General features: G+C 40.8%; 20 protein-coding genes. 3 read left to right on the top strand and 17 right to left on the bottom strand.

The window, feature by feature from the left end; all coding sequences use genetic code 11:
- Nucleotides 1-2 precede the first annotated feature (2 nt).
- From DW862_RS10205 to DW862_RS10160, 9 genes are all read right to left on the bottom strand, one after another.
- A complete protein-coding gene (locus DW862_RS10205) occupies nucleotides 3-1076 on the bottom strand; it encodes an STM4015 family protein (protein WP_120068051.1) in 1074 nt (357 codons plus the stop codon).
- Nucleotides 1077-1291: 215 nt separating this feature from the next.
- Nucleotides 1292-2425 (bottom strand): OmpA family protein, encoded by a 1134-nt coding sequence (locus DW862_RS10200; protein WP_207895147.1) that lies wholly within the window; start codon nucleotides 2423-2425, stop codon nucleotides 1292-1294.
- Nucleotides 2426-2826: 401 nt separating this feature from the next.
- Nucleotides 2827-4413 carry an ATP-binding protein gene (locus tag DW862_RS10190; RefSeq protein WP_120068044.1) on the bottom strand — a complete coding sequence of 529 codons (1587 nt, stop codon included), beginning with the start codon at nucleotides 4411-4413 and terminating at the stop codon, nucleotides 2827-2829.
- A gap of 682 nt (nucleotides 4414-5095) precedes the next feature.
- Nucleotides 5096-6301: a carboxymuconolactone decarboxylase family protein gene (locus DW862_RS10185; RefSeq protein WP_120068040.1), complete on the bottom strand. Its 1206-nt coding sequence runs from the start codon at nucleotides 6299-6301 to the stop codon at nucleotides 5096-5098.
- A 203-nt stretch (nucleotides 6302-6504) separates the two neighbouring features.
- Complete coding sequence (locus tag DW862_RS10180) at nucleotides 6505-7080, bottom strand: sugar O-acetyltransferase (RefSeq protein ID WP_120068036.1); 576 nt, start codon at nucleotides 7078-7080, stop codon at nucleotides 6505-6507.
- 266 nt (nucleotides 7081-7346) lie between these two features.
- Entirely contained in the window at nucleotides 7347-8504 is a 1158-nt protein-coding gene (locus DW862_RS10175) for a MalY/PatB family protein (RefSeq protein WP_120068033.1), read from the bottom strand.
- Nucleotides 8505-8507: 3 nt separating this feature from the next.
- Nucleotides 8508-9371 carry a DUF3737 family protein gene (locus DW862_RS10170; protein WP_120068029.1) on the bottom strand — a complete coding sequence of 288 codons (864 nt, stop codon included), beginning with the start codon at nucleotides 9369-9371 and terminating at the stop codon, nucleotides 8508-8510.
- 55 nt (nucleotides 9372-9426) lie between these two features.
- On the bottom strand, nucleotides 9427-10458 hold the full coding sequence (locus tag DW862_RS10165; RefSeq protein WP_118195306.1) for an alpha/beta hydrolase: 1032 nt from the start codon (nucleotides 10456-10458) through the stop codon (nucleotides 9427-9429).
- A gap of 410 nt (nucleotides 10459-10868) precedes the next feature.
- Nucleotides 10869-11636, bottom strand: a complete 768-nt coding sequence (locus tag DW862_RS10160; protein WP_120068026.1) for a class I SAM-dependent methyltransferase — start codon at nucleotides 11634-11636, stop codon at nucleotides 10869-10871.
- Nucleotides 11637-11814: 178 nt separating this feature from the next.
- Between DW862_RS10160 and DW862_RS10155 the strand changes: the two genes are divergently transcribed.
- On the top strand, nucleotides 11815-13572 hold the full coding sequence (locus tag DW862_RS10155) for a 1-deoxy-D-xylulose-5-phosphate synthase (RefSeq protein WP_120068023.1): 1758 nt from the start codon (nucleotides 11815-11817) through the stop codon (nucleotides 13570-13572).
- A 169-nt stretch (nucleotides 13573-13741) separates the two neighbouring features.
- Here the strand turns inward: DW862_RS10155 and DW862_RS10150 are convergent, their stop codons facing one another.
- Complete coding sequence (locus DW862_RS10150; protein WP_004304051.1) at nucleotides 13742-14632, bottom strand: AraC family transcriptional regulator; 891 nt, start codon at nucleotides 14630-14632, stop codon at nucleotides 13742-13744.
- Nucleotides 14633-14787: 155 nt separating this feature from the next.
- Between DW862_RS10150 and DW862_RS10145 the strand changes: the two genes are divergently transcribed.
- Nucleotides 14788-15459, top strand: a complete 672-nt coding sequence (locus tag DW862_RS10145) for a YitT family protein (protein WP_004297076.1) — start codon at nucleotides 14788-14790, stop codon at nucleotides 15457-15459.
- Nucleotides 15460-15615: 156 nt separating this feature from the next.
- On the opposite strand, the gene DW862_RS10140 is transcribed toward DW862_RS10145, so the two are convergent.
- The 3 genes from DW862_RS10140 to DW862_RS10130 all read right to left on the bottom strand — a co-directional run bounded on the left by DW862_RS10140 (nucleotide 15616) and on the right by DW862_RS10130 (nucleotide 20580).
- Nucleotides 15616-18945 (bottom strand): S41 family peptidase, encoded by a 3330-nt coding sequence (locus DW862_RS10140; protein ID WP_120068020.1) that lies wholly within the window; start codon nucleotides 18943-18945, stop codon nucleotides 15616-15618.
- Between the two features lie 30 nt (nucleotides 18946-18975).
- Nucleotides 18976-19788, bottom strand: coding sequence for an MBL fold metallo-hydrolase (locus tag DW862_RS10135; RefSeq protein ID WP_120068017.1), 813 nt, complete (start codon nucleotides 19786-19788; stop codon nucleotides 18976-18978).
- A 252-nt stretch (nucleotides 19789-20040) separates the two neighbouring features.
- Nucleotides 20041-20580 (bottom strand): flavodoxin family protein, encoded by a 540-nt coding sequence (locus tag DW862_RS10130; RefSeq protein ID WP_004317688.1) that lies wholly within the window; start codon nucleotides 20578-20580, stop codon nucleotides 20041-20043.
- Nucleotides 20581-20826: 246 nt separating this feature from the next.
- Between DW862_RS10130 and DW862_RS10125 the strand changes: the two genes are divergently transcribed.
- Nucleotides 20827-21516: a Crp/Fnr family transcriptional regulator gene (locus DW862_RS10125; protein ID WP_008643484.1), complete on the top strand. Its 690-nt coding sequence runs from the start codon at nucleotides 20827-20829 to the stop codon at nucleotides 21514-21516.
- 166 nt (nucleotides 21517-21682) lie between these two features.
- Here DW862_RS10125 and DW862_RS10120 read toward each other — a convergent pair whose 3' ends face one another.
- From DW862_RS10120 to nrfA, 4 genes are read right to left on the bottom strand one after another with little or no spacing between them, the layout of a single operon-like run.
- The gene (locus tag DW862_RS10120; protein ID WP_120068014.1) at nucleotides 21683-22963 is read right to left on the bottom strand and encodes an alginate export family protein; all 1281 of its coding nucleotides are present in this window, start codon (nucleotides 22961-22963) and stop codon (nucleotides 21683-21685) included.
- A 29-nt stretch (nucleotides 22964-22992) separates the two neighbouring features.
- Entirely contained in the window at nucleotides 22993-23784 is a 792-nt protein-coding gene (locus DW862_RS10115; protein ID WP_009039865.1) for a cytochrome c biogenesis protein, read from the bottom strand.
- Entirely contained in the window at nucleotides 23781-25025 is a 1245-nt protein-coding gene (locus tag DW862_RS10110; RefSeq protein ID WP_120068012.1) for a cytochrome c biogenesis protein ResB, read from the bottom strand. Before DW862_RS10110 ends, DW862_RS10115 begins: the two co-directional genes overlap by 4 nt.
- A gap of 23 nt (nucleotides 25026-25048) precedes the next feature.
- Nucleotides 25049-26530, bottom strand: coding sequence for an ammonia-forming cytochrome c nitrite reductase (nrfA, locus tag DW862_RS10105; RefSeq protein ID WP_009039867.1), 1482 nt, complete (start codon nucleotides 26528-26530; stop codon nucleotides 25049-25051).
- Between the last annotated feature and the right edge of the window lie 20 nt (nucleotides 26531-26550).

The raw sequence follows: 26550 nt of genomic DNA, 5'->3' as shown, positions 1-26550 counted from the left end.
TCCTATTCTGTAATCATCGGGTAATACCACAATTCACCATCATATTCATCCGCCTCTTCGGTTTCGGCAATGTCTATTTTCATAGGAAGGTTCTGCAACTGTTTCTTCATGTCCTTGCTCAAATAATTATAGCGCATATTGATAAACTTCAAGTGAGCGATTTTATCCATATTATCCAGTAACAACTGTGCACCTTCATCTTTCAGAGTACCAGCCGAAATATCCATGGTTTCAAGTTGAGGAAGAATATCCGATTCCAGGAACATTTCTACAATGCTGTCCTGTTCTTCAGAGTTAACAAGCCCCAGATAGGTCAGCTTCGGGAAACGCTCTTTGGAGAAAAGCGGACGGAAGATCTCAATATCACCTTCAAATCCGTAATCTTCCACACCAACATATAGAATCAGTTTTTCCAGATTGGGAAAGTCAGAAGCAAGAATGTCCTCTACCACTTCAGTAGGCATACCACCACTGATTATTTCCAGCGACCGCAACTCCGGACGTGAAGTTCTTCCCAAGCGCAGATTGTTTGTTCCTTTTATTTTCAGATCCTTCAATTTAGGCATACTATCGAGCAGCGGACTAAGGTCGGCTTGTTCAATCCATGAAATCTCCTGTTCTTCCTGTTCAATATCACCCCAGAACAGGCCTTCTATCTGCGCAAACTTGTCCTTATTTTCAATGAGGCCCTGTAATAAAGCCGAACAGTCATCACCTTCATAATCCCAACAGCCAATCGTTATTTGCTTATATTCAGAGAGATGCTTGTCTTTCAATATCTTATCCAAAAGCTTCACATCGTTTTCATACTCATCATAGCTCAATGTATATTTCTTAGCTTCCACTTTCATTTCACGTGCCGTTTCTTCGGCAGTTTCCACATAACCTTTCTTTGTCTTCTCTGCAATCAGTTTGTTGGCAGCCTTTTCAGCTTCTTCAGTAGTTGCGTAGTTTTTCACTTGTGTTTGTCCGGCAGTCCCCAGCTTACCATAATTTACAGTAACATCTGTTCCGACTACCTCTATACTCCAGAATTTCTGCGATTTAAAATCTTGAAAAACGAATACTCTCTTCATAATACAGTTTTTAATGGTTGATATTTGCACACTCAACACAGAACGCGCATGAACAATACTTGCAAAAATAGCTATTTTATGTAATGTACAAAGAAATCTGTTTACTAATCTTTCAGGCTTATTCAAAAATAAGCCGCTTATCTATAAAACCAGTACATACAACAAAGGCTGCCTTTTGGGCAGCCTTCATTATTCTATTTATGTAATCTATTTGTTTAATCTTCAATCGTACATATACTTACACGGTTCCAATCCGGTTCGGTAAACATGTCGCCTACGCCCTGACCTTCAGCAGTGATGCGGGATGCACTAATCTTGTATTTATTAACGAGGATAGTTTTTACAGCCTCTGCACGTGCAGCAGCGATTCTTGCGTTGACCTCCACACTACCTTCCGGAGAAGCGTATCCTTTAATAACTACTTTTGAGTCAGCATATTTCTTCATGTATGAAGCTACACGTTCCACGTTAGGAAGTTGGGAAGCGTCAACCGATGATTTACCTTGTCTGAAAGTAATGATAGATTCAGGTACACGGGCGGTTTTCACTACTGTCTCTACCGGAACAACCTTTGTACGGCAGGCTTCAAGTTCTTCTTGCAGTCCGTTGATGCGCTGGTTGGCGTTGCTGATCTGACCGTCTTTGTTGTTCACTTCCGAACGAAGCGCATTGATGGAAGAGTTCAATCCGTCAATTTCAGCTTGGTTGTACACTCTCACTTTTGCAAAATGATGTGTTCCGTTACTTGTCTTAAAGTGATATGTCAATCCGGCTGTCAATTCGAAACCTGCGTTATTGGCATTGAAACGACTCTTTGTTTCGGGGTAAGTGCCTTGCATATCATATACAATGACAGGTTTGATACCCAATGTCCATGCTTTGCTTTCGCCCAAGTTGAAGTTGAAATTCAATCCCAAACGGGTAGACCAAGTGTTCTGATCTCCATCACCATTCACATAATAATGTAACCAGCCCATTCCTGCAACGGCTTCCACTTCAAACAAACGGGGTTCGCCTTTGTAACCTGCAAACAGGTTCATCAGGTTGACTTTACCCAATACGCTGACATCGGAAGCATCGAAAGATGTTTTACTCGGAGTAGTATTAATGTATCCCATTCCTTGGAATCCCAAACCGAAGATAGGAGTTAATTGCTTGGAAACTCCCACTCCAAAAGCAGGACGCATACTTTTAAAGAAAGCACTGTGAGTAAGGGGAGTGATTGCACCCGCATTGACTTCCACAGACCAATTGTCTGTTACTTTTGTACCTTCTACAACTGATTGGGCATTTGCTGTAACGCCACCCAATATCAAGGCTAATAAAATAATCGATTTTCTCATAATCATAAGTTTTAAAATGTAATGTTTTATCTGCTAAATCATTAGAAATGTTTTATTTGTCCATGTCTAACTTTCTAGTTCATTTTTTAATTCGTTATTCACTTTAAACAACATATCATATCAAAAATTAGTTCGCAAGCCTGGTATCCAATTAACATCTATTGTGTTTTCGAGCAATCTAAAATATGAAAAATAGAACATCGACCGGGAGTTGTCAAAGGAAACATTAAAATCAACGTCTATATCGCATAGGGAACGGAGTAATGGAAGATATAAGCTATCGTTTCCTTCCTCATCCTTCCAAAAAGATTTCTAAAAAAAAACGCTCAAACGGATGCTGTTTTACCGTTTGGGCGTTACTTTTTGGGGTTGAAATTATATACTATACTTTTATTATCAATTCCCTACTATCCTTCTTCCTCTACTAACCATCGACTCAAATTGCGTTCTTCCTTACTGAACTCTGCACCTATTTTCACTATACGGCAACCATTAGTAGTATAAGGTATGAGATAGCCGCGATTATTAATCTGTGCCAATGCTTCTTCTGCGGTACCGTTTAGCTTAAATTCGAAGACATAAACAGCATTTGCTGTTTTCACCACAGCGTCAGCACGTCCCAGGGCACTTTGCACTTCGGCGTTAATAAACTGCCCCAGTAGTTTAAAAACAAGATAGAATACCACTTGATAGTGACGCTCTGTCTTATCATTCAGTTCGTAGGGAAAATCGGCAAAGAACGCACGAAGGCGGGTGAGGAAAGCCTCAACATCTCCTGCCCTTAGTTCTTTTACAAACTGTCCGATATAGAAGGGGGCTTTCGATTCATCCAACGAGGTATAAAACGGAGTGATAAAATTAAGAAAGCCATACTTCACTTCATCATTGGGGTAACCCAGCTTGTAGAGACGCAGTTCTGTATCATATCCTTTAATGGTCAGATAGCCGCTTTGATAAATCATTGGCACAGGGTTGTTTACGTCAGCACGGTCGTCGGTAAGAGAGGCGGCAGTTACTTCCAATCCGTCCAGTTCACGCAAATCATAATGGGTCTTCTTCAGCATTTCGGCAAGGAAAGTGGGTGTTCCGCTGGCAAACCAGTAATTCTCAAACATCCCGCTCCTAAGCACATTCAGTATGCTGAACGGGTTGTACATACCTTCCTTACGGACATAGTTGAAATGATATCCGTCATACATACGAGTAAGGTATGCCATACAGTCTTCTTTTGTCAAACCGTTCCTTTCTGCCAACCGTTCCAGTTCCGGGACGAAATTGGCTTCAATTTCCGGGCGGGTCATACCACAAAGAGCATTGTATTGCGGGTCGAAGCTGATATCGATCAGTTGGTTGAGAGTGCTGAATATACCCATTTGAGCAAATTTGGTCACTCCGGTGATAAAGACGAAGCGCAACCAGGGGTCTGCATCCTTCAATACAGTGTAGAAAGCTGTGAGCATTTCGCGGAACTTACTTTGTAATTCCGGGTTATGCATAGAGCGGAGCAGCGGTTTATCGTACTCGTCAATAAGAACAACTACACCACGACCAGTCTGTCGGTATGCCTCTTTGATAACTTGCATGAAACGACCGGAATAACTCAAGCCTTCCTCGCTGATTCCATAGTTTTTTTCCCAACTACGAAGTTGCAATTCGAGTCCGTTTCTCAATCCTTCTATTTCAGAGTAGTCTTCGGCATTCAGGCTAAGATGCAGTACAGCGTGTTCGTTCCATTCTGTTTCAAACTGTTCAATGGCAAGTCCTTCAAAAAGTTCTTTCTTTCCACAGAAATACGCTTCCAGCGTAGAAAGCAGCAGACTTTTGCCAAAACGACGCGGACGGCTAAGGAAATATGGATTGCCCGTTGAGGCAAGTTCGTAGACAAATGCTGTTTTGTCAACATACAAATAGCCGTCGCGACGAAGTCTCTCAAAACTTTGTATTCCGATAGGCAGATTGCGCCGGGGGCCTTTCAAACGGTCCATGATATCCATAACTTCTTCTCTTTATAAATGAAACCTTTGCAAAGATAACAAATCTTACAGTGAATCGATCATCAAATATGAGGTTTTATTATCTCGTCCTGCAAAGTTTCCGACAGATAAAAACAGGTATTCAAGGTGCATTTCAAAACAAAGCTGATAGATAACATAGAGTAACAATAACAAGAATAGTGGAGGAACTATATTTTATAAAATTAAATTACCCAGTCAACATATCAATTATTATTACCACAACCACACAAGTTTCTACCCTTTAGAGAAAGGTTATACAAAAAAGATAACAACCTACCACATAAACATAAAGAGCGTTATTAATAAATACTGTGACCGTTTATTATAAACGTCCCCCCTGTTTATTATAAACTTTAAAATCTGAATTTGCAAAAATATATTCAATAATAGGTTACAAAAAAGGCTGCGAACTCTATAAAGTTCGCAGCCTTTGGGCTATATCTGTTGCCTTATCCCCTAGTATAAGCTAAGGGAATGAGCTAAGTTCGTTGTAATATTATACTATTTTCCATCCATTTCATATCCATATTCCGTCTCGTTTTTCATTTAGTAATCATTCGTTTCATACTTTCCCGGACTACAAATATATAACATTAAAAAGCGTTTGTCAAGTCCCGGATAGATTTTAATCGTTATCTTTCGGGATGCATCAATGTCTTTATTATTTTTCCGGAATCACTTCGTTCAGACAGGCTATGGCATTGAGTGTGCGCGGATAACCAATAAATGGCAAGAGTTGCGTTACGACTGCCAGCAACGTATCTTTATTATTCCCTACGTTGGCATTTCCCTGTATGTGACTTTTTACCTGCGATTCACAGCCGCCTAAAGAAACAAGTATCGAGAATGTAATCAGTTCGCGGGTCTTTACATTCAGTCCGCTACGTGTCTGATAGTCGCCGAAACAGTTGGCGGAGAGGTAACGTTGGATGTGCTTCTGATTGTCGGGAGCGTTCTTATGCATCTGTTCTATCCGTTCACCAAATATGGATTTCTGCAATTCTAGTCCCTTATTGAAACGTGTTTCGGATGATACAACCGATTGTTCTTCCAAAGGAAGACGCACGCCACGGGCGAGCAATATATCATTGGTGATACCGATAAAATTTCTGACCTTAGCCATGCCCGCATAGGCTACTGACTGGTAAAGGATTTCTTTTATTTCTATCGGAGCAATGCCTTCATTAAGTGCGCTTTCGAGTGTGATGCGGTATTCGGCCTGCGCTTGTGAAGCAATATTGGATGCCAATGTTACCATAAGACGGGTTTTAATGTCCAGTGCACCGTATTCTTGCACTTCTTTTGTAAAATTACTAAATATATCGTCCAATTCAGGATCGGTAGCTTGCAGTCCGATTGCTACGTTACCTTTCGTTGCTTCGGCATACTGTTGGTCATCCACTCGTTCCAACCATGTATTCTGGTTGGTCTGCGGATTGCATCCGATAGCCAGATGTGAGAACCAACTATCGGGAGCGGCGCCATGCCAGTGTTCTATGTCCGGAGCAATTTCAACCACATCACCGGGAAGTAAACGGCGCGCCGCTTTACCACGTTCCTGATAATATCCCACACCGCCGACGGCAATCAGGAGTTGTCCACCCGTATGGCTGTGCCAATTATTCCGGCAGCCAGGCTCAAAAGTAACGTTGGACATGGGTACATTCAAGTCTTTGTTACCAGTCAGCGGTGCCAGCCAAGATCTACCCGTGAAATATTGTTCGAATCCTGTATTCGCTTTTCCTACCGGAAATGCGCTGATGTTTTGAGGTACTTCTTCTTTTTTCATATTCTGTGCATTTATAGATTGCATCGGGATTTGCATCATTCCGATAGCTGTTACAATAATAAAAAACAATTTTCTCATATAACTACGTATGGTTTATTATTTATGAACTCTCTGATAATGCAAAGTTAGCTATTCTGTTCCAACTCTTTATGATACAAATTACGGATATAGAAACCCAAATTACAGATTTTGAAGTATGTGCATTTTCTACACATTACGAACAAGAAGTTTTTACCACAATACAGGTAAATTATTTAATATATAGATGGAAAAAAGAAGCGTCAATCCTCTATCTGTTTAAGGATTCTACACGGATTGCCAACCGCCAGCACATTGACCGGAATAGACTTTGTGACAACGCTCCCTGCCCCAATAGTTGTATTATCGCCAATAGTTACTCCCGGAAGAATGATGCATCCTCCACCAATCCACACATTATTGCCAATAATCACCGGAGCTGTCTGCGACTTCCAAAAAGTACTGTTTTCAGAGGTTCTTTCCGATGCCTTTGTAGAATGAAAAACAGTATAAATATGTACTCCCGGCCCAATCCCCGAATTATCACCGATAACAATCTTGTTACAATCAAGAAAAACGCAATTCATGTTGATCTCTACATTCTTCCCGATATAAATATTCTCACCATAGTCCACAAAGAAAGGAGCACTAATCCAAACATTATCCCCCCTTGAACCGATTAATTCATCTAATAAATCAGAAATTTTACCTGCATCAGTAGTGAGAGTATTATTATACTCCTGTTGAAGCTGCTTTGCTTTATGCCATCTGGTCAATAACTCATTATCAGCACAATCATAAACTTCTCCCGCTAACATTTTTTCTTTTTCCGTTCTCATTTTTCAAATTATTGATTTATTCATCCTGATACAAATATAAGGAATTATATCATTAAAATGAGAACGTTTGACCAAGCTTTTTCTTTATAACTTTATAATTTGTTCTCCCCGCAAATGACAAATTCCAAGAAATATAATCCCGGTAGCCATAAACTAGAGTGCTCCGAGAAGGAAAGGCAAAAAGTCTTTCAAGGCCACTACTTTTTTTCATTCGTATTTACGGGGAGTGAGAAGGGGGATCTCTCAATAAACTGACAATTATTTTATTATTTCAAAGCCCGCTTCAATCTGTTTAATCCATCTATCAACCGCTGTCGCGGACAGGCAATATTGATACGGATAAATCCTTCACCAGCCTCTCCATACAGGCTACCTTCGTTTACCCAAAGTTTTTCTTTCTTCAACAAGTCTTTGACTATTTCCGCTGACGCCAGATGCAGAACCGAACAATCTACCCAAACTAAATACGTACCTTCCAACATCATTACAGGAAACTCCGGAAGATAGGTCTCGAAATAACCTTTTAAATAGATGTAATTCGCAAACAAATAGATTTTAAGTTCTTCCAGCCATTCTTCACCCTCATTATAAGCAGCTATCAACGCCTCCACTCCCAAAGGATTCACATCACAGACTTCATTTATATTAATCGCTTTATCTATCTGCCTCCGTACATCTGCATCTGCGGAAATGATATTGGCAATCTGAAGTCCTGCCAAATTAAAGGCTTTGCTAGGCGAAACAAAAGTGACCGAGTTCAGTAGGAATTCTTCTGATATAGAAGCAAAAGGAGTATATTCATGCCCCAGAAATACCAATTCACAATGAATTTCATCCGCAACCACAAAGACATTATTTCGAATACAAATCTCACCTATCCGCCTTAACTCTTGCTTACTCCACACTCTTCCGGCGGGATTGTGCGGATTACATAACAACAGAAGTTTGACCTTCGGGTCTGAAGTTTTCCGCTCCAAATCATCAAAGTCAATCTGATAGCCCCTGTTTCTATATACCAAAGGATTGGCAATCATCTCGCATCCGTTATTACGGATGGAGGAGAAAAAACAGTTATATACAGGTGTCTGCACCATTACTTTATCTCCGGGCAGTGTCAACGCTTTAATCACAGCAGATATTGCTGGCACAACACCGGTGGTGTAAATAATCCATTCTTTCTCTATCTGCCAGGCATGCCGTCGAGCAAACCAATTTAGAACTGCCTCGTAGTATGCATCAGGTACACGTACATAACCGAAAATCCCATGTTCCACCCGTTTCTTCAATGCCTCCACGACAGGGGGAGCCGTACGGAAATCCATATCAGCTACCCACATCGGCAATACATCCGCATCTTCAGCCGAATCCCATTTATAAGAATTCGTTCCTCTGCGTGGAATAATTTCATCGAAATTATACTTCATATTTCAATTAAAACAGGTTAGATCGTCCCAAAGTTTCAATTCGCAATTTGCTGGTGATTTAATATTTTCGTCCAAAATGATTGCTCCGAAACTTTCGGCAACAATACTTCCCGTACGAGGATTTTTTACGCTATGAACGGGACTTTTAGTCGTTGCCTTCACACTACTGTGTTCAAAAGCAAGGTCAGCATCTTCCGCCATCGTACAATTTTCCATCACCAGATCATGTGCGTAGCAAAGCGGTTGAGTCCCCGAAATCCTGCAATTTACCAGACGTAAGTTTTTAGAATGCCAGCCCAGATATTCTCCGTTCAGCTCGGAATCATAGACTGTTACATTTTCCGTATTCCAGAAAGCATCTTTGGAGTTGATAACTGCATTACGGATTTTTACATTCTTGCAATATTGGAACGAATAGTTCCCGTTTTGGGCATAGTTTTGTATCTTAATATTCTCACTGTGTATAAAAAGGTAATCCGCTTTATCAATCTGTACGTTCTTCAGCTCTATATTACGACAATACCAAAACGTTTCCAAAGCATTAGGCAACTGCACGTTTTCGAGTTTTATTCCGTCCATTTCACGGAACATCTTCGGTGCTTCTACCAAGGTATCTGCCATTTGCAGACTTTGAGAGTACCATAGAGCAGCACGGGCTTCCTCTGTAAAGAGACAGTTTTTCACAATGAATCCGTTGGTATGCCAAAAAGGATATTTTCCTTCAAAGCGACAGTTGATTGCTATAATATTACTACATTCTTTCAATGCAGATTCACCGGCGTGAATTGTTACATCTTCCAGTTGAAGGTCGTGGGTCGCGAACAGAGGACGTTCGCCTCCATATTCTTTATTTCTTATTTGTTCCATTAGTTTATTCTTTAATCTGTTATTTCAAAAGTTACATTTACACTTCCTGTTATCACTATTTCTTCAGATACTCCTTGAAGAAAGATTCCAGCTTGTCAAATGGTATAAGGCTTACACGGTCGTAAAGGTCTACGTGTCCGGCGCCGGGTACTATATACAGTTCTTTAGGTTCGGCGGCCAATCGGTAAGCGTCTTCACTAAATTCACGTGAGTGGGCATTTTCACCGGTGATGAAAAACATAGGGCGGGGTGAAATAGTCTCAATATCTTCGAAAGGATAGAAATTCATAAATTTCACATTACTTGAAAGTGTAGGATGAGTGGTGGTCATAGGAGTTGCTCCGTCGGGGGTAAATTCTCCTCTTTGTGTACGGTAGAACTCATAGAACTCCCGTTCAATCGGACTGGACTTTTCTGTCAGTTGATGTACAGTGCCACCGGTATATTTAGTTTCTCCACCTAAAAATTCAGCATAACGCTGTTCTGCTGCTTCAGCCATTATTTGCTTTCTCTGTTCCAATGTCAATGAGTGTTTTAGCCCGTTACGGCTAGCCGTACCCATATTGTACATACTGATTGTCGCAATGGCTTTAAGGCGAGGGTCTATTTTCGCTGCACTGATAGCAAAACTTCCACTGCCGCAAATTCCGATTACTCCAATCAGATTCCGGTCGACAAACGGACGGGTACCTAAAAAATCAACTGCGGCACTAAAGTCTTCCGCATAAACTTCCGGCAGAACAGCATTGCGCGGCTCGCCTTCACTCCCACCCCAAAAAGACAGGTCTATGGAGAGTGTTACAAAACCCCGTTCGGCCATTTTCGTTGCGTAAAGGTTCGCGCTCTGTTCCTTGACAGCTCCCATTGGATGTCCGACAATGATTGCAGGGTATTTGTCCCCTTCTTTCATATTCTTAGGCAGAAACAAATTTCCGGCTACCTTCATTTTATACTGGTTGGAAAAAGAAACTTTCTCCACACTTACCAAATCACTTTTATAAAAGTTATCTGCATCTGTCTGTGCAGAAGAAAAACTAGTTCCAAGCATCATCATAAATACAGTTGTTAATAATAAAATCCGTTTCATATCTCTTATTTTTAATTATTAAAGAATTGATTGTCTACTTTCTACATTGTAAAAATACGATGAAAGAAAGAGACTGTATGTAGATGAATTACTGACATTATTACCCGAATTACAGATTCTATTTTTTATCAATCTGCTATAATATCTATTCTAACCTATTTAAGGAAATGAAGTAAGTATCAAAACCAAGGAAGCCAAAGTCAGACTTCCTACTTTAGCGAACGCCAAATTTATTACGAGAAGTAACAAAAGAATCATTAAACAAAATGAGAAAAGTCAAAACTGAAAAAGAATTCTGATGAGTACTTCCAGTTCAAAAGGATGAAAACAGCCCCAAAAGGCCTTTAGGCAACCACGCTACCATACTGATTGCCGACAAATTACATTTTCACTTATTTATTAATAAAATCTCAATACACTAAGTCACATTGACAAATAAATATCTGTTTTGCCGAATTATCGTCAAATGCCTCTTCTTCAAATCCGCCATACTTATGAATAATATGAAAACCATTCCATTCCAAATATGAATCTAACTCTTGAGGGAAGAACATTCTCATATCCAGATTTTGAATAGAGTTGAACTTGCCATTGATAAAATAATGCCATTCGATACGGTTAATCTGAGTTTTATTTTCATATCGCATTGTCTGCTTTATCAATACTTCTCTACCGTCATCGGTTGTATATGCAGCAATTTCTTTCTGCTCTTTTTCACCTTCAACTATATATTGGATATTCGGATTAAAACAATCAAACAGAAATAAGCCACCGTCTTTGAGGTGATTCTTAACGACATTAAATACCTTAAATAAATCTTCATTCTTATATAAATGATGAATTGAATTAAACGGAATAAAGATAAAGTCGTATTTTTCCGGCAAATTCAAAGTTCTGATATCTGCCTCGATAAAACTTATTTCTAATCCTGCTTCGGAAGCTTTAATTTTTGCCTGGGCAAGCATTGAAGGGGTATAATCAATCCCAGTAATATCATATCCTTCCTTTGCAATGGGCAGAGTGAGCCTGCCCGTACCACAACAAAGTTCAAGTATCCGGGCATCCTTGTTTTCCGGCAGCCATCGCTTATAAAAGTACCAATCATCTAGATTAGTATTCATCGCATCATAAATATTTGCATCATAAATTAAATCGCCCACTTTATAATCACTATTCATATATGTTGTCCTCCAATATATATTATCTACTATTTTTATGTTTATCGTCAGTCCTATTTTCCAAGGTCGGTAATATAGGTAAAATAATCCGTAATCTATATACAAACCGAATCTAAAATCAGCAGTATCTTTGCAGTGTGATAAAGATAATAGGTATAAACGTAAAAAACAAATTGATATGTATTTAGAAAATATTTACTCTCCCGCAGACGTAAAGAAGTTATCGTTTAAAGAACTCAATGATTTAAGTAATGAAATCCGTGCATCACTCCTGCAAAAGTTGAGTGAACACGGCGGGCATTTCGGCCCTAATTTCGGAATGGTGGAAGCGACTATCGCTTTACATTATGTATTCAACTCACCAGAAGACAAGATTGTTTTTGATGTATCGCATCAGAGTTATGTACATAAGATGCTGACCGGACGGAAAGATGCTTTTCTCTATCCGGCAGAGTATGACAACGTATCCGGTTATTCCGAACCACAAGAAAGTAAGCATGATTTTTTTGTTATCGGTCATACTTCCACTTCCGTCAGCCTGGCTAGCGGATTGGCAAAAGGACGCGACCTGATCGGTGGCAATGAGAATATCATAGCTGTGATAGGCGACGGTTCCTTAAGTGGCGGCGAAGCATTTGAAGGATTGGACTATATGGCGGAGCTTGGTACAAACATGATTATTATTGTCAATGACAATCAGATGTCTATTGCCGAAAATCACGGTGGACTATATAAGAACCTGAAAGAATTGCGTGACAGTAACGGTCAGTGCGAATGTAACTTCTTCAAGGCGATGGGACTGGACTATATATATGTAAATGACGGTAACGATGTACAGGCGTTGATTGAAGCATTCTCCAAAGTGAAAGATATTCAGCATCCGATAGTAGTGCATATTAATACCTTAAAAGGTAAAGGTTATGCACATGCCGAACAAGATAAAGAGACTTATCACTGGCGCACTCCATTCAATCCGGAAACCGGAGAAGCAAAAGTCAGTTATGAGGAAGAAGATTACAGCGAAGTAACCGCTCAATATCTGCTAAAAAAGATGAAAGAAGATTCTCGTGTGGTGACAATCACTTCGGGTACTCCTGCCGTTCTCGGATTCACTCCGGACCGCCGCCAGGAAGCTGGCAAACAGTTTGTAGATGTCGGTATTGCAGAAGAACACGCAGTAGCTCTTGCTTCGGGTATCGCAACCAATGGCGGAAAACCTGTTTACGGAGTGTATAGTACATTTATCCAACGTTCATACGATCAACTTTCGCAAGATCTCTGTATCAATAATAACCCGGCTGTTTTGTTGGTATTCTGGGGTACACTGTCCGGAATGAATGATGTAACTCACCTCTGCTTCTTCGATATTCCGCTTATCAGTAATATTCCGAATATGGTTTATCTGGCACCGACTTGCAAAGAGGAATATCTTGCTATGCTAGAATGGAGCATCCGCCAAAATGAACACCCGGTTGCAATCCGTGTGCCGGCAACAGATGTTATTACTTGTGGGGAACCGGTGGAGACTGATTATAGTGTTCTCAATCGCTATAAAGTGACGCATCGTGGAGCGAAAGTAGCCATTCTTGCTTTAGGTTCGTTCTATGGATTGGGACAGTCGGTTGCATCACTTCTGAAAGAAAAAGCCAATATTGACGCAACACTCATCAATCCACGTTATATCACCGGTGTAGACAACGAACTGATGGATGAACTGAAAGCAGATCACGAATTAGTGATTACGTTGGAAGACGGTGTATTGGATGGCGGTTTCGGTGAAAAGATTACCCGTTATTATGGTGCTACAAACATGAAAGTTCTGAACTTTGGAGCTAAAAAAGAATTTGTTGACCGATATGATATACAGGAGTTTCTCCGTGCCAATCATCTGACGGATGAACAGATTGTAGAAGATATCACAGCAGTGATCGGTTAAAATCAAACCCATGCACTATATATTCAGGTAGGTTGATGTATACGGTCTTTAAGGACAGTTGCATCAACCTACTTCCATTTTCATTCAAATCAGTCAACTTATTATTTAAATTCATTATATTCTCTATTCAGTTCAGTAATTCCCCATTCAGTTCAGCAATCCTTTCCGTTCAAATCAATAATCCTTTCCGATAATTCAACGGAGTCTGTCCCGCATTTCTTTTAAAGAACTTACAAAAACCGGCTGCATCACTAAACCCCAGTTTAGCAGCAATCTCGCCAACCGTAAATTTGGTAGAACTCAATAAAGTACGCGCTTCCATTACTAACAATTCATTAATAAGGCTATTGATAGTCTTACCTGTTCCAAGACGTACAATGCGTGCCAGGTACTGTTCACTAATAGCCAGTTTATCCGCATAAAAGCTCACGAAATGTTCTTCCCTGAAATTACGGGTAACGAGTGCATGAAATTCTTGCAGAACATGGTCTTTACGACTGATCTCTTTTTTGATAACGGTCTTTCGAGAAAGAAAATCTGCTATATCCAAAAACAGAGAATTGCAGGCTGCCTGTATACGCCGGAAAAGGAAATGATGTTCAATATTCATCAGATGCATCAATACTTCCAGCTCCTTATGGATGATTTGAGCTTCATACTCTGTCAACTGAATCGTATATTGCTTATTCCGCCTCATGGTTGCCAACAGGATTGCCGTGATTTGTGTCAGATATGAATCGTCCGTCCGCATAGATTCGGAAAGGGCGAGAGTGATAAATTTAATATCCCGGCTTGAATAAAGATGTTCCGTGAGATAATTTGCTCCGTGAATAAGTAACATATTCGGTTCTATCGCAATAAACTCTCCATTCAGTAGAATTTCCGAACGGCCTTCAAGAACGAATATCATATAAAGCTCCCGATTGAAATAACATTCATTTGCCGGATAACTTCTATCTTTATATTCACTCCGGAAACAGACTACCTCCTCTTTATAATGAGGAAGTTCAGGATGCTCCTTCAACAACTGTGTATTATCAAATATACGAGATTTTACCATTTACACCTTTATTTTATGACGTAAAAATACGATTTGTTTCGGATATGACAAAAACTGTATGGAATTAGATAATCTATTTCAGAGTAAAAAACAAGACCTTTGCATATCCTTTTCAATACATGAAAAAGGAATCAATAGAAAGAGGTTAAAAAGACATGGAAATGAAAGAGATTTTTAAGAGGTATTTAGTGTTTGTTATCGGACTCTATTTTTTAGCGGCAGGTATCGTGTTGATTATACGCTCGGCATTGGGAACTACTCCCATATCGAGCATCAATTATGTATTAAGCCTGAATAGTCCTTTATCGTTGGGTACTTGCACATTTATCATCAACATGGTACTTATCCTGGGACAGTTCTGGTTAATCCGAAAGAATAGAACCCGACAGGATATTATTGAAATTCTTCTTCAACTACCGTTCTCTTTTATCTTTTCGGCATTCATTGATTTCAATATGATGCTGACAAGCGAACTGCATCCCGCTAATTATGGTATGTCGATTGCTTTATTACTTACAGGATGCATGGTGCAGTCTATCGGAGTAGTGCTTGAACTGAAACCAAAAGTAGCCATGATGAGCGCAGAAGCATTTGTGAAATATGCATCCCGCCATTATAACAAGGAATTTGGAAAGTTCAAAGTTTATTTTGATATTACTTTGGTTACATTAGCCGTGATTCTCTCGCTCCTGCTGACTCAAGGTATTCAGGGAGTACGCGAAGGATCACTCATTGCCGCTTGTATAACGGGGTATATCGTCAGCTTCCTGAATCAGAAGATAATGACTAGAAAAACCCTCCATAGATTACTGCCGGTCTGGAAGTAAGCCCTATATCTATTTAAAATAAACGCCTTATAAAAGAAGTCATATAAAAAGGTCAATATAAGAAAATCACTATAAAAGAAAGTCGCTTCTCTGTTAGAATCTGATTGATTCTTTCAAAGAAGCGACTCTTTATTTTAGATATAATTATACTCGTATTTACTTCTTCTGACTATCTATCTCTTTCAGAAGTTCATCCACAGCCATCTTTAGTTGGGTATCCTCTCCTTTGACTACTGTTTCCGGATTATTGGCAACCTTTACATCCGGTTCCAATTGGGTATTTTCCAAATAACTGCCGTCAGGCAAACGATAACCGACGATAGGAATACCAAAAACCAGTGAAGGATCTTGTAAAGTTTCCCAAGACACACTTGTCATAGTACCTGGAACAGGCATACCGACAAGTTTGCCAATCTTTTGATGTTTATATACCCACGGAGTTCCGTGTGCATTCGAGTAGTTAGCTTCACATTGCAGCATAATGGAAGGTTTGTTCCAACGACGACTCGGCATATCACAGGCTTCACGTCCGCGTACCACTTGTGTAAAATACTTCTGACCACTGAACAGTATTTCAATATCTTCATGCAGACGGCCACCACCGTTGAAACGGGTATCAATCACAATGCCTTCGCAGTTGTTATATTTTCCAAGAATGTCCGAGTATACAGTACGGAAGCTGTCATCTCCCATCGACTGAATATGAACATATCCCAAACGTCCTTTCGACCATTTTTCAACATCTGCCGCACGTTGTTTTACCCAACGTTTGTATAACAATCCATTCAGTTGCCCGTTGGTGACCGGCATCACCACTTCTTCCCAACGCTCTTTACTTTGTGGATTGTAGATTGAAATCAATGTTTTCTTCCCTGCTTTATTATTCAGCAAGCAGGTTATGTCATTATCGAGAGTTATCTCTTCTCCATTAATCTTTTCAATGATGCAACCAGCCTTTACTTTGGTACGTGAATGATCGAACGGACCTTTTTCTATTATTTCAGCAATCTGCATTCCTTTTCCCTGATAATTCCAGTCGAACAAGAGTCCGAGATTAGAAGTGACATCTCCTTTTCCTTTGGGAGAATAACGTCCTCCGGTATGTGAAACATTCAGCTCACCCAACCACTCACTCAATAATTCTGCAAAGTCATAATTGTTATCAATATGAGGCAGGAACTTACGATAAGCATTAGTCATAGCATCCCAGTCAACCCCGTGCATATTGACATTGTAGAAGCGTTTTTGATGCTGTTTGTACACATGGTCAAACATCGTTTCACGTTCGGCAGCCAAATCCATTTTCATTTCAGCCTGATAGCTGATGGACTTCAACGCATCCGACTTGGCATCCATCTTTTGCATAATCCGGCTTCCCAACAAAAAGATATCTCCTTTTTTGTCCAACATCAACGATGCCCAACCGGTATTGAGTTTGTGCAGACGCTTCGTATCTTTTTCACGGAGATTCATTTTCCAAAGGTCATATCCATCTTCGAACGCAGAGAAATAGTAAAGATCTTCCCCGTCTTTTGAAAGTATGGCACTACCCAAGTCGGATGAATTGGGAGTCAGACGTACGATACGGTCTTCAATGCCGTTCAGCTCGACAAGTATCTCTTTTTGGTCTGCCTTATCCTCGGCGGACTCTTCCTGATCGCTATCTTTGCTGCTATCTACTTTACTCTTTCCCTTGTCAGCATTTCCTTTGTCTGCTTTTTCCGCCTTAGACTTCTTTCCGTCTTTCGTCTTATCATCGTCTTTCTCCTTTGCCTTCTTCTGTTCCTTTTCAAATTCTTTGAGTAATTCGAAATCTTCCTTACTCAAACGGTAACGATCATAAGCATCCTGATTGAGAAACACCAACATCACATCTTGCTGCGATCCCCAGGAAGCATGCGCACGCATACCATAGCGTTCGGTTTGGAAAAGAATAGCATTCCCATCGAGTACCCAACGCGGAGCACCACTGATATATCCACTATTTGTCAGATTAGTAGTTGCCCCTCCCTGTGCGCTGACAATGCCTACATCCGAATAAGGATCGTGGCGGTTGCCTATAAATTCGAGAGTGAACCATTTACCATCAGGCGACCATTCGTAATCGAATCCACCTCCGGTGTTATACCATGTAGAACCATCCGTTACCTGACGTACCTTTTTTGTTTTCAAATTGAGTACCATCAAACGATTACGGTCTTCGATAAAAGCCAATTCTTTACCGTCCGGTGAATATTGCGGATAAGCACGTTCTACCGTTTTGGACGGTAATAATACTTCCTCTTCAATAAGAGTAGCATTAGGGAAATTCGGGTCTTCCTTACGACTTATTTTAGCGGTATAAAGTTGCCAGTTACCGGTTCGTTCACTGGCATAAACCAGTGTCCGATTGTCCGGAGCAAAAGAAACGGCAGCTTCTTTTGCCGGAGTATTTGTGATTTGCTTGGTGGTAGCATAATCAGTTGAGGTCACAAACACATCACCACGTACAATAAAAGCAACTTGTTTACCGTCCGGAGATACAGAAGCGGAAGTTGCTCCCTGTGAGAATTTAAGTGTAGCAAGCTGCTGCTCATCATCACGGACAAGTTCTACTTTTACTTTTTCCGGACGTGCACCAGACTTCTGTGTGTATAACTCACCATCATAGGTATAGCATAAGGTACCTTTATCGCTGACAGACAAAAAACGTACCGGGTGAGTTTTGGAAGTAGTCACAGCTTTCACTTCCTGTGGAGTATTCAAAGAGAAAGTATACACATTGAAGGAACCTCCATCACGCTCACTTAAAAAATAGACAGCATTACCATCAGGTGCATACACAGGATTACGGTCCTCTCCTCCCCGGTTTGTCAGGTTCGTATGTTTTCCCGTTTGGATATTATATAACCAGATATCTCTCGTAATGGAAGAAGTATGATGCTTTCTCCATTCATCCTCAAAACCTTTACGATCCTGATAAAGAAAGTTCTTCCCTGTTTTATCAAAACAGACCAGTTCTGCAGGAGTGCCCAGCACTTGCTCGGTACGTCCGCCAGCAACAGGAACTTTATATAATTCCGTCATTGCTCCTGTAGGAAACAGGGCACTGCTTGCCGGATCCTGTATAGAGGCAGAGAAAAAGATATACTTTCCATCCGGAGTAAAAGCCGACGGTATTTCAGATGCAGAATGATAGGTCAGTCGCCGAGCGGCACCTCCGTCAGCAGGCATAATGAACAAATCAAAATTTCCATTCCGGTCACTGGCAAACGCAATTTGCTTGCCATCGGGCGACCAAACCGGATTGGCTTCATAAGAGGTTTGTGTGGTGAGTTGAACAGCTGTTCCTCCTTGTGCAGGGACTTTATAAATGTCACCCTTGTAACAAAAAACAATTTCTGATCCATCCGGTGAAATACGTGCATCACGCATCCACAAAGGAGTAATTGCATAGCTGGATAATGCTGATAATACCAGCGCTAAAGAAGTTATTAGTTTCTTCATATCAAATTATTATAAATTTATTCCGATAAATCAATCGGTTTGAATTAGTTTTCCCGTGTAATTATAAAATGTGCTGTCACCAAAATCTTTATAAAAGAAGGCATATTTATCCACTCCCGTACAATGACAAACGCCAATCTGTCGGGGAAGATATTCCTGTAAATAATCTGCAATGACCTGATATTTTTGTTTTTCCGCATTATGGATATGAAAACCTCCTAGAAGTAACTTACAAGGAGATTCGGGAAAGGCAGCCTGAACCATACGCAAAATATTGGTTATTCCCCGATGAGAACAGGCACTTAATACGGAAAATCCTTCCGGTTCCACCAATACCATCGCCAATTCATCCTGAAAAGTATCCGGCATTTTGCATCCATCTTCTTGCTGAACCCAAAAACGTTCAAAATGGGTATCTTCCTGATTTATAATATCAATAGACGGAAAAAGGAAAACTCCGGGAAGCAGTTCGGTCCGCTCTGTAATAAAGCGGAAACGGGAACGATCGAGGTTTTGTGTATGCATCATCCCGTTCTCACGTTCATCCTTGAATTTAGGAGAAAAGATCTCACTCTTACAGACAACGGTTGCCTGCGTATTCAATTTCAAAAAATAACGTAGTCCGCCCGTATGATCGCTGTGACCATGAGATAATATCAAATAATCTACTTTTTGCAAGTCAATATGCAACAAGCGGGCGTTACGGATAAACAAGTCGGATGCTCCCGTATCGAAAAGTAATCTATGTTCTTGAGTCTCGATATATAGAGAAAGACCATGTTCTGCCTGCAATTTACGTCCATAGACACAATTCTCCACAAGAGTCGTTATTTTATAGCCCATGATACTTAGTTAGTTATCAAACGAATTATACAAAATAAAAAGTTCTGCCACAAAATTATAATAATTCTGTGGCAGAACAAGCAATCCAGTCAATTAAGTAATCGTAAAAAGGGGAAAATCTGGAAAACATAACCGTCTTTTCCAGATTTCCCGTCAGGTTTTAAAAGTTAAGTTCGAAACGATATCTCAAATATTCGAACAAATCCATTTATCATATTCTTTATGAATATCTTTAATATGGAAAACAAACAGTTACACCATCTTTCCCATATTATATGCTTCCTGCATGTAGGGAGTATCTTTAATCTCTCCTACTTTCCATGCACCGATTCCATAGACCGTCCCTTTTTCCTGTGGTCCTTCCAAGCAATCGAGGAAGCCACGGAAGCCGTCGATAGTACGCTCCATCATTGCTTTATCGTTTTCTGCTGCCGCAATAATGAAATAAAATTCCTTATTAGTTATTTCCGTATAACGTGCGCAACAACGGTCAATCATAATCTTCATCTGCCCGGACATGGTATAGAAATAAACAGGAGTTGCCATTACAATTACATCGGCAGCAATCATCTTCTCCACGATTTCCGCTGCATCATCCTTCTGTGGACAGGGTTTACCGTACATACTGCAAACACTACATCCCGTACAAGGATGAACCGTTTTGTCTTTCAGAAAAATCTTCTCTACTTCATTGCCCGCCTCGATAGCACCTTTCATAAATTCATCACAAAGCAAATCCGAATTACCACCTTTACGTGGACTGGACGAAATTATCAAAACTTTTTTAGCCATAACTTTCTTTTATTACTTTTTATTTTCAGAATTCTTTTTATCAATGATTCATGTTGCAAAAATAGACAAATAAAGGTATCCTGCATGTAGATAAATTACAGAGAAAGATACCATAATTACAGATTCTATATTTTACATTCGTTTTAACAACTTTCTTGTATATAGTTATTCTACAAATAGTTCTGAAAGTTTCTTTCACTAATATATAATTTATATCTTTGCCCGTGATACAGACAACATGATACAATGAAAAAAATACAACTGACCGACTCACATAAAGAAAAGCTGTTTCAAATCCCCTTATTCAGGGCTTTACCTTTAAACATCAAAGAATCCTTATTGGAAAAGCTGGATTTTGTAATCTATGCGGCTAATAAAAAAGAGATAGTCGTTACACAAGGAACACCCTGCAACAAGTTATTTGTACTTTTGGAAGGAAAACTACGTACAGATATTATTGACGGATTAGGTAATGAGGTGATGATTGAATACATTATCGCTCCACGTACCTTCGCCACTCCTCATCTTTTTAATTCGAACAATACTTTGCCGGCTACTTTCACTGCTCTTGAGGACAGTGTGATACTTATGGCAACCAAAGATTCAACCTTCAAAGTAATTAGTCAGGACCCACAAGTTCTTCATAATTTTCTTTGCATCGCAGGTAATTGTAACATCTGTACTGTATCCCGCCTGAAACCTCTTTCACGCAAAACCGTACGGGAAAGGTTCATTGTTTATCTATACGAACATAAGAAAAAAGACTCGTTAGTAGTAGATATCATGCACACCCAATCCCAGCTCGCCGAATATTTAAATGTGTCACGCCCTGCTCTATCTAAAGAAATCAATAAGATGATGAAAGAAGGACTCGTCATCATGGAAGGAAAACGAATCGAGATTTTAGATAAAACAACTTTGGAGAAGTATCTGTAACGACGTATTTAGAAAAATATCCGTAACAATAAGAGTGTAGCTATCAAGAAGTGGTTAAAACAAAAAATCATCCTCACTTCAGATATACTGTAGTAAGGATGATTTTATAAATTCAAAACCTTTCAAAAACTCTCTCTTTATTTAAATTCTATCTGTTCCCTTGAATTTACCACTTCACAAACAATATCTTCGGATTGATATTCAACGATAGCCACCCCCAGTCCTGCCAGCTTTTATGATTGCCGGTTTTCACAGCGTCCATCGTCTTCGTACCACGCATAAAAGAATATCCGGCAGAGAGTTTCACATCTTTCATGATCGACCAGTTTATCTGATAATCGACTTCCGATCCTAAATATTTCTTCAAGTCCTGAACCTTTACGGCTGTACTAAAGTAGTGATAATTAAGTTCCATATCCACTTTGGAAGAAGCACGGAAACGACCTCCGATACGGGCATCCATCAATCCCGGCGCATAACCGTTCGCAAAGGTAGAAGCATAAAAATAATCCATTGCTCCATAGAATTTATGATGAGTTCCATAAAGAGGATCGAAAGCTTTGTACTTACCACCATTTCCTTTATCACCACTCAGATAATCAAAGCTAGCCACAGCTCCCCATGTCTGATTGAACGTATAGGCAGCCTGTATGCTTCCCATCAAAGCTGAAACTTTCTCTGCTGCTTTATTCTTACCCATCTGATAGTAGAAAGCACCATCCAGATTCCAGTTACTGTTCTTATAAGTGAGGTAGGTTCCCATTGTTTGTAAGTAACGGGTGTGAGAATCATCCGTAGCTTTATCGCCCGTTTCCAATCCCAAGTTCATAAACAATAAAGAAGCCCCGAACGGAACATTGTCCGCCTTATAGTGATACCAAACGGTTTGCATATTCTTATAAGGCTGTCCCGTAGAAGAATCATAGTAAGTGCCTCCGCTTGTTCTATTGTCATTATTCTGATTAAAAGCAAGAATCAAATGCACTTCATTATTTTTGTTGGCATACCCCAGCTTCAACGCATCGTGGTAACGACCCGCTACATTCCAGTCCAATCCTCCCAAAATACGTTCATCATCATAAATCAACGACTGACGTCCCAGTTGGGCAAAGAATCCTTCGCCAAAGTTCATCTTTGCCCAAGCCTCATTCAGCATAAAACGCCCGTTCTTTTCAATCTGCGGGTCCTGTCCCCAGACACCTACATGCTGTGCCGACATCTTCAGTTCCAGATCCGAACGTTTATAATCCATCGACAAACGCGCGCGGTTATTGATGAAGGACGTAGGAGCCACCCCTTCATCCCGTGGAGTCAAGGCACCGTTCCGATACTCTGCACGAGGTCTGATTTGCATAGACATCGTAAATTCATTCTCTTTCTCAGTGTTTTGTGTGTATGCCATGCTTGGCAATAGCATAAGCAAGAATGACCAATAAAATGTTTTCATTGATAGTGCAGTTTAAATGATTCGATATTTCAATTCAAATTATACGTATGTACACTGACTCCTTGTGCGGACGGAAGATAATTGATTCCATACCAACACATTTGTAATAAGACAAAAGAGACCAATAAAATAACCAATGCCGGACGTGCCTTCAATGGCTTTCCCAATCTGAAATGGATATATGCCAGATAAGCAAACCAAGTCGCCGCTGCCCAGGTTTCTTTCGGGTCCCAAGCCCAGTAGTGTCCCCAGGCTTCTTTCGCCCAGATAGCTCCTGTAAGCATACCTAATGTCATAAATGCCAGACCTACATAAGTGAGGTTATCACACAAATCCATTTCTTTCCGTTCAATCTTTTTCTTCTTGAACCAAAGCAGATAGACAGCCATCACCGTCGCCGCTCCCAACATAGCGTAAGCAAACATATACACAATGACATGAGGAGCAAACCACGGACTTTGCAAAGCAGGCATCAACGTTTTATTGTGAATCTCCGGTTTGAAGATATTGATACAGATAAAGACGAACGAAAGGATGCAACTGAAACTAAGAATCCATTTGTACTTCCAACGTATGTATGTTATCAATCCCGCCAACGGAAGGAAGAAAGAATACCACAGCCGGGTCTCCCCCATGGTCCGCATCGGAGGGCGTTCCAATGAAATCCACATTCCGATAATGAAGCTGAAAAAAATAGCCAACCCTAAGAAAGTAAATCCGTAAGCCCATCCCGGTTTTGTTCCTTTCCAGGCAGCAAAAGCTCCTAAAGCCCAACAAACCAGTGCAGCTATTGCAAATAATATAAAGTACTCCCAATTCATGCTTTGTCCTCCTCTTTTCTCTTTTGTGCACTGACGAACAAGCAGACAGCTCCTGCCATCATCATTATAATTCCTGCGTAAACGAACGGTAGCCACGGATCGCGAACCAGTTCGAAGACACTGACATCGCTCCATCGTCCTTTTGTCTCGTCGTAGCTAAGTTGATAGATTTTCCATCCTTCTATCTCCATCGGACGGTTCACTTCAATGGTACCTTCCGTTATCGTTCCTTCTTGTGTGTAAATTTTCACTTCCGATGCAAATCGCTGCGGTTCCCGTTCCGGCATCACAAGACTGGTTAAAGAATCCAGTCGGATTGCCTTATAAGGAAAAAGAAAACTGCCACAGCTTACCCAGCCTTCTTTTATTGTTTGATTCTTCTGATTGACTGCTTTCAGATAAACAGCATAAGTTGCTCCCATCGAATGAAATTCTGTAAACTTCAAGGTATCTTCAGTAGCCACAGAAGCTGCCATCGGGATAGATTGTTCGATTGTCAATTGCCAGTCCTGCAATGTTCCCTTTATCACTCCCTCTTCCAGCAATACATGTTCAGGAGATTTTTCGGGAAGCGTACGCCCGGTTTCGTTGTCAATCAGCATCAGTTTTGGAGGATATTCGTCGATAGTAAAATCCTTGAGTTCGATAGCCAATGGAAGTTCAATCAGTTGACTTTTATCGTCAGTAGCCCGCCATTCGGCATTGCCCATGCGGGTTGTCATTTTCAACCGTTGCATATCGGCGTTTCCTAAAGTGGCCGCTATCAACGCGACGAATAATCCGATATGATTGAGAAGGAACGAAAGTCGTCTCCACTTAAAAGGAAAGCTGGCACGAAGTATCGTCAGTCCCAATGCAGTGACCATCCAAAAGTAAAGCAGAACGAAAGGCCAGGATGCAATCATCTGTGAGAATCCCAGCAAATCCGTTGAAGCATTTGGAGCATGACCGGAAGGAGCTTGCCGGATAAGTCCCATAACTACCGTCATGCCGACCACCCACAACAAAGCGGAGACGGCAGCGGAATAATGGCTTAACCAGCTGAATAAATACACACGTTTACGAAGAAGGTGCATGACTATCAAGGCAATGATATAAACCACCAGCACAATCACGTTGACCGGACAGGCAAACAAATCCCAGTTGATAGCACCCACTGTCATTTGCAGCAATATGCCTATTATCAGTAATCCTGTGCCAATCGTCAGCCCTTCTTTATAACTCCACGGTTTGCTCCACATATATATCTATGCTTATATTTGTTTTATATCTGCGCCAAACGTCCATTTTCTTTCGCTTTCTCCAACCAGGCGGGAACGGTTATTTTCAGGAATTTCTCTTTCGCTGCTCTTTCAGCGTCCATATCCAAGCCGATGTATTCCTGTGCTTTTGCTTTCGTCGAGATGTCCGGCATCGGAACATCACCAGTGTATCCGTTCTTCGCCAATACTTTGGATACGGCAAGACGGGCTTGCATAGCACGGTCGAGTCCGTGAGAAAGGATCCTCTGAATTTCCTGCGGTGCATGGAAAGAGCCGCCGTGTGAAGCCACTCCGAAATCCCAACGCCATTGTGCCTGACGAATCAATGCGAGAACATCTTTCATTTGAGCTTCTGTCGCTCCATTATCCCAAGCAAATTTAGCTTCGATATGCGCTTTCGCCAATTCCTGTTCCAAGCGGTTACGAATTTCGTTCGCTTTGCGTTGGCGTTCGTAAACGTTATTGCGCAAAGTCTCTTCGCTCTCGCGATGGCAAACCTGACAGGTACGATCAATCATAGCCAATGGGCTCTGAATATGGTGATCGCTGAATTTCACACCACCTTCACTCTTATACGGCATGTGACAATCGGCACAAGAAACACCTCTTTGCCCATGAATACCCATTTGAGCAATCTCATAATCAGGATGCTGTGCTTTCAGAATCGGAGTACGACTCAATTTATGGATATAATCATAGAACCCGGCCTCATCATAATAAGCCTCCATATCTTCTACCGTGAAACCTTTATCCCAAGGGAAAGTCAGGTATTTGCCATCACCTTTGAAGAAATATTCAACGTGACATTGCGCACAGACCAATGAACGCATTTCTTGCGGAGTAGCTTTGGTGATGTCTTTACCTTGGCGTTGGAAAGCTTCAATCAAAGCCGGACGGCTGATATGAAGATTCATTGTTTCCGGGTCGTGGCAATCAGAGCAGCCAATCGGATTTACGATTTCGGCCCCCATAGCTCCCCATTTATTATTATAGAAAGAATCGACACCCAATGCTTCCATCATACGGGGAACATCCGGACTTTTACAAGTCCAGCAAGTAGACGGTTGCGGACCATCCGTCGGGTTCACAGGTGCACCGGTACGTAACGATGCCGTAATATCCTCAATAGCATGCATGTGCCCCCGTGGAGTAGAATAATCTTTAGAGAAAGCGTATCCCGCCCATAGAATCACCATTTCAGGACGTTTTTCCAAGGCATCCACAGCTATATTCCCATTAAATTCGCTTTCAAAGTCAGTCTTTGCAGTTTCCGTCCAAGTTTGATATTCACGGGGGAAATCATCCTTGAATAGTTCATTTCGCGCTTCAATCCCCTTGATGACGTTTTTACGGTTGTTGAAAATGCTGGCAACTTCCGCCCTCCGTTCCATCAACGCAGAAACGCATAATCCCAAAACAAATACAACGACCATTGAACCTCCGAACAACAGCCATCCTTGCCATGATTTTAATTTCTTTTCCATTGTATATCGGTTTTATTATT

It is taken from the genome of Bacteroides sp. AM37-9 (assembly GCF_003603455.1).
Classification (GTDB): domain Bacteria; phylum Bacteroidota; class Bacteroidia; order Bacteroidales; family Bacteroidaceae; genus Bacteroides; species Bacteroides xylanisolvens.
This window is presented reverse-complemented; position numbering and strand designations above follow the sequence as displayed.

Excerpts from the sequence above, each read along its gene's own strand:
- DW862_RS10205 (WP_120068051.1), bottom strand. The coding sequence starts at position 1,076 with ATGAAGAGAGTATTCGTTTTTCAAGATTTTAAATCGCAGAAATTCTGG.
- DW862_RS10200 (WP_207895147.1), bottom strand. The coding sequence starts at position 2,425 with ATGATTATGAGAAAATCGATTATTTTATTAGCCTTGATATTGGGTGGC.
- DW862_RS10190 (WP_120068044.1), bottom strand. The coding sequence starts at position 4,413 with ATGGATATCATGGACCGTTTGAAAGGCCCCCGGCGCAATCTGCCTATC.
- DW862_RS10185 (WP_120068040.1), bottom strand. The coding sequence starts at position 6,301 with ATGAGAAAATTGTTTTTTATTATTGTAACAGCTATCGGAATGATGCAA.
- DW862_RS10180 (WP_120068036.1), bottom strand. The coding sequence starts at position 7,080 with ATGAGAACGGAAAAAGAAAAAATGTTAGCGGGAGAAGTTTATGATTGT.
- DW862_RS10175 (WP_120068033.1), bottom strand. The coding sequence starts at position 8,504 with ATGAAGTATAATTTCGATGAAATTATTCCACGCAGAGGAACGAATTCT.
- DW862_RS10170 (WP_120068029.1), bottom strand. The coding sequence starts at position 9,371 with ATGGAACAAATAAGAAATAAAGAATATGGAGGCGAACGTCCTCTGTTC.
- DW862_RS10165 (WP_118195306.1), bottom strand. The coding sequence starts at position 10,458 with ATGAAACGGATTTTATTATTAACAACTGTATTTATGATGATGCTTGGA.
- DW862_RS10160 (WP_120068026.1), bottom strand. The coding sequence starts at position 11,636 with ATGAATAGTGATTATAAAGTGGGCGATTTAATTTATGATGCAAATATT.
- DW862_RS10155 (WP_120068023.1), top strand. The coding sequence starts at position 11,815 with ATGTATTTAGAAAATATTTACTCTCCCGCAGACGTAAAGAAGTTATCG.
- DW862_RS10150 (WP_004304051.1), bottom strand. The coding sequence starts at position 14,632 with ATGGTAAAATCTCGTATATTTGATAATACACAGTTGTTGAAGGAGCAT.
- DW862_RS10145 (WP_004297076.1), top strand. The coding sequence starts at position 14,788 with ATGGAAATGAAAGAGATTTTTAAGAGGTATTTAGTGTTTGTTATCGGA.
- DW862_RS10140 (WP_120068020.1), bottom strand. The coding sequence starts at position 18,945 with ATGAAGAAACTAATAACTTCTTTAGCGCTGGTATTATCAGCATTATCC.
- DW862_RS10135 (WP_120068017.1), bottom strand. The coding sequence starts at position 19,788 with ATGGGCTATAAAATAACGACTCTTGTGGAGAATTGTGTCTATGGACGT.
- DW862_RS10130 (WP_004317688.1), bottom strand. The coding sequence starts at position 20,580 with ATGGCTAAAAAAGTTTTGATAATTTCGTCCAGTCCACGTAAAGGTGGT.
- DW862_RS10125 (WP_008643484.1), top strand. The coding sequence starts at position 20,827 with ATGAAAAAAATACAACTGACCGACTCACATAAAGAAAAGCTGTTTCAA.
- DW862_RS10120 (WP_120068014.1), bottom strand. The coding sequence starts at position 22,963 with ATGAAAACATTTTATTGGTCATTCTTGCTTATGCTATTGCCAAGCATG.
- DW862_RS10115 (WP_009039865.1), bottom strand. The coding sequence starts at position 23,784 with ATGAATTGGGAGTACTTTATATTATTTGCAATAGCTGCACTGGTTTGT.
- DW862_RS10110 (WP_120068012.1), bottom strand. The coding sequence starts at position 25,025 with ATGTGGAGCAAACCGTGGAGTTATAAAGAAGGGCTGACGATTGGCACA.
- nrfA (WP_009039867.1), bottom strand. The coding sequence starts at position 26,530 with ATGGAAAAGAAATTAAAATCATGGCAAGGATGGCTGTTGTTCGGAGGT.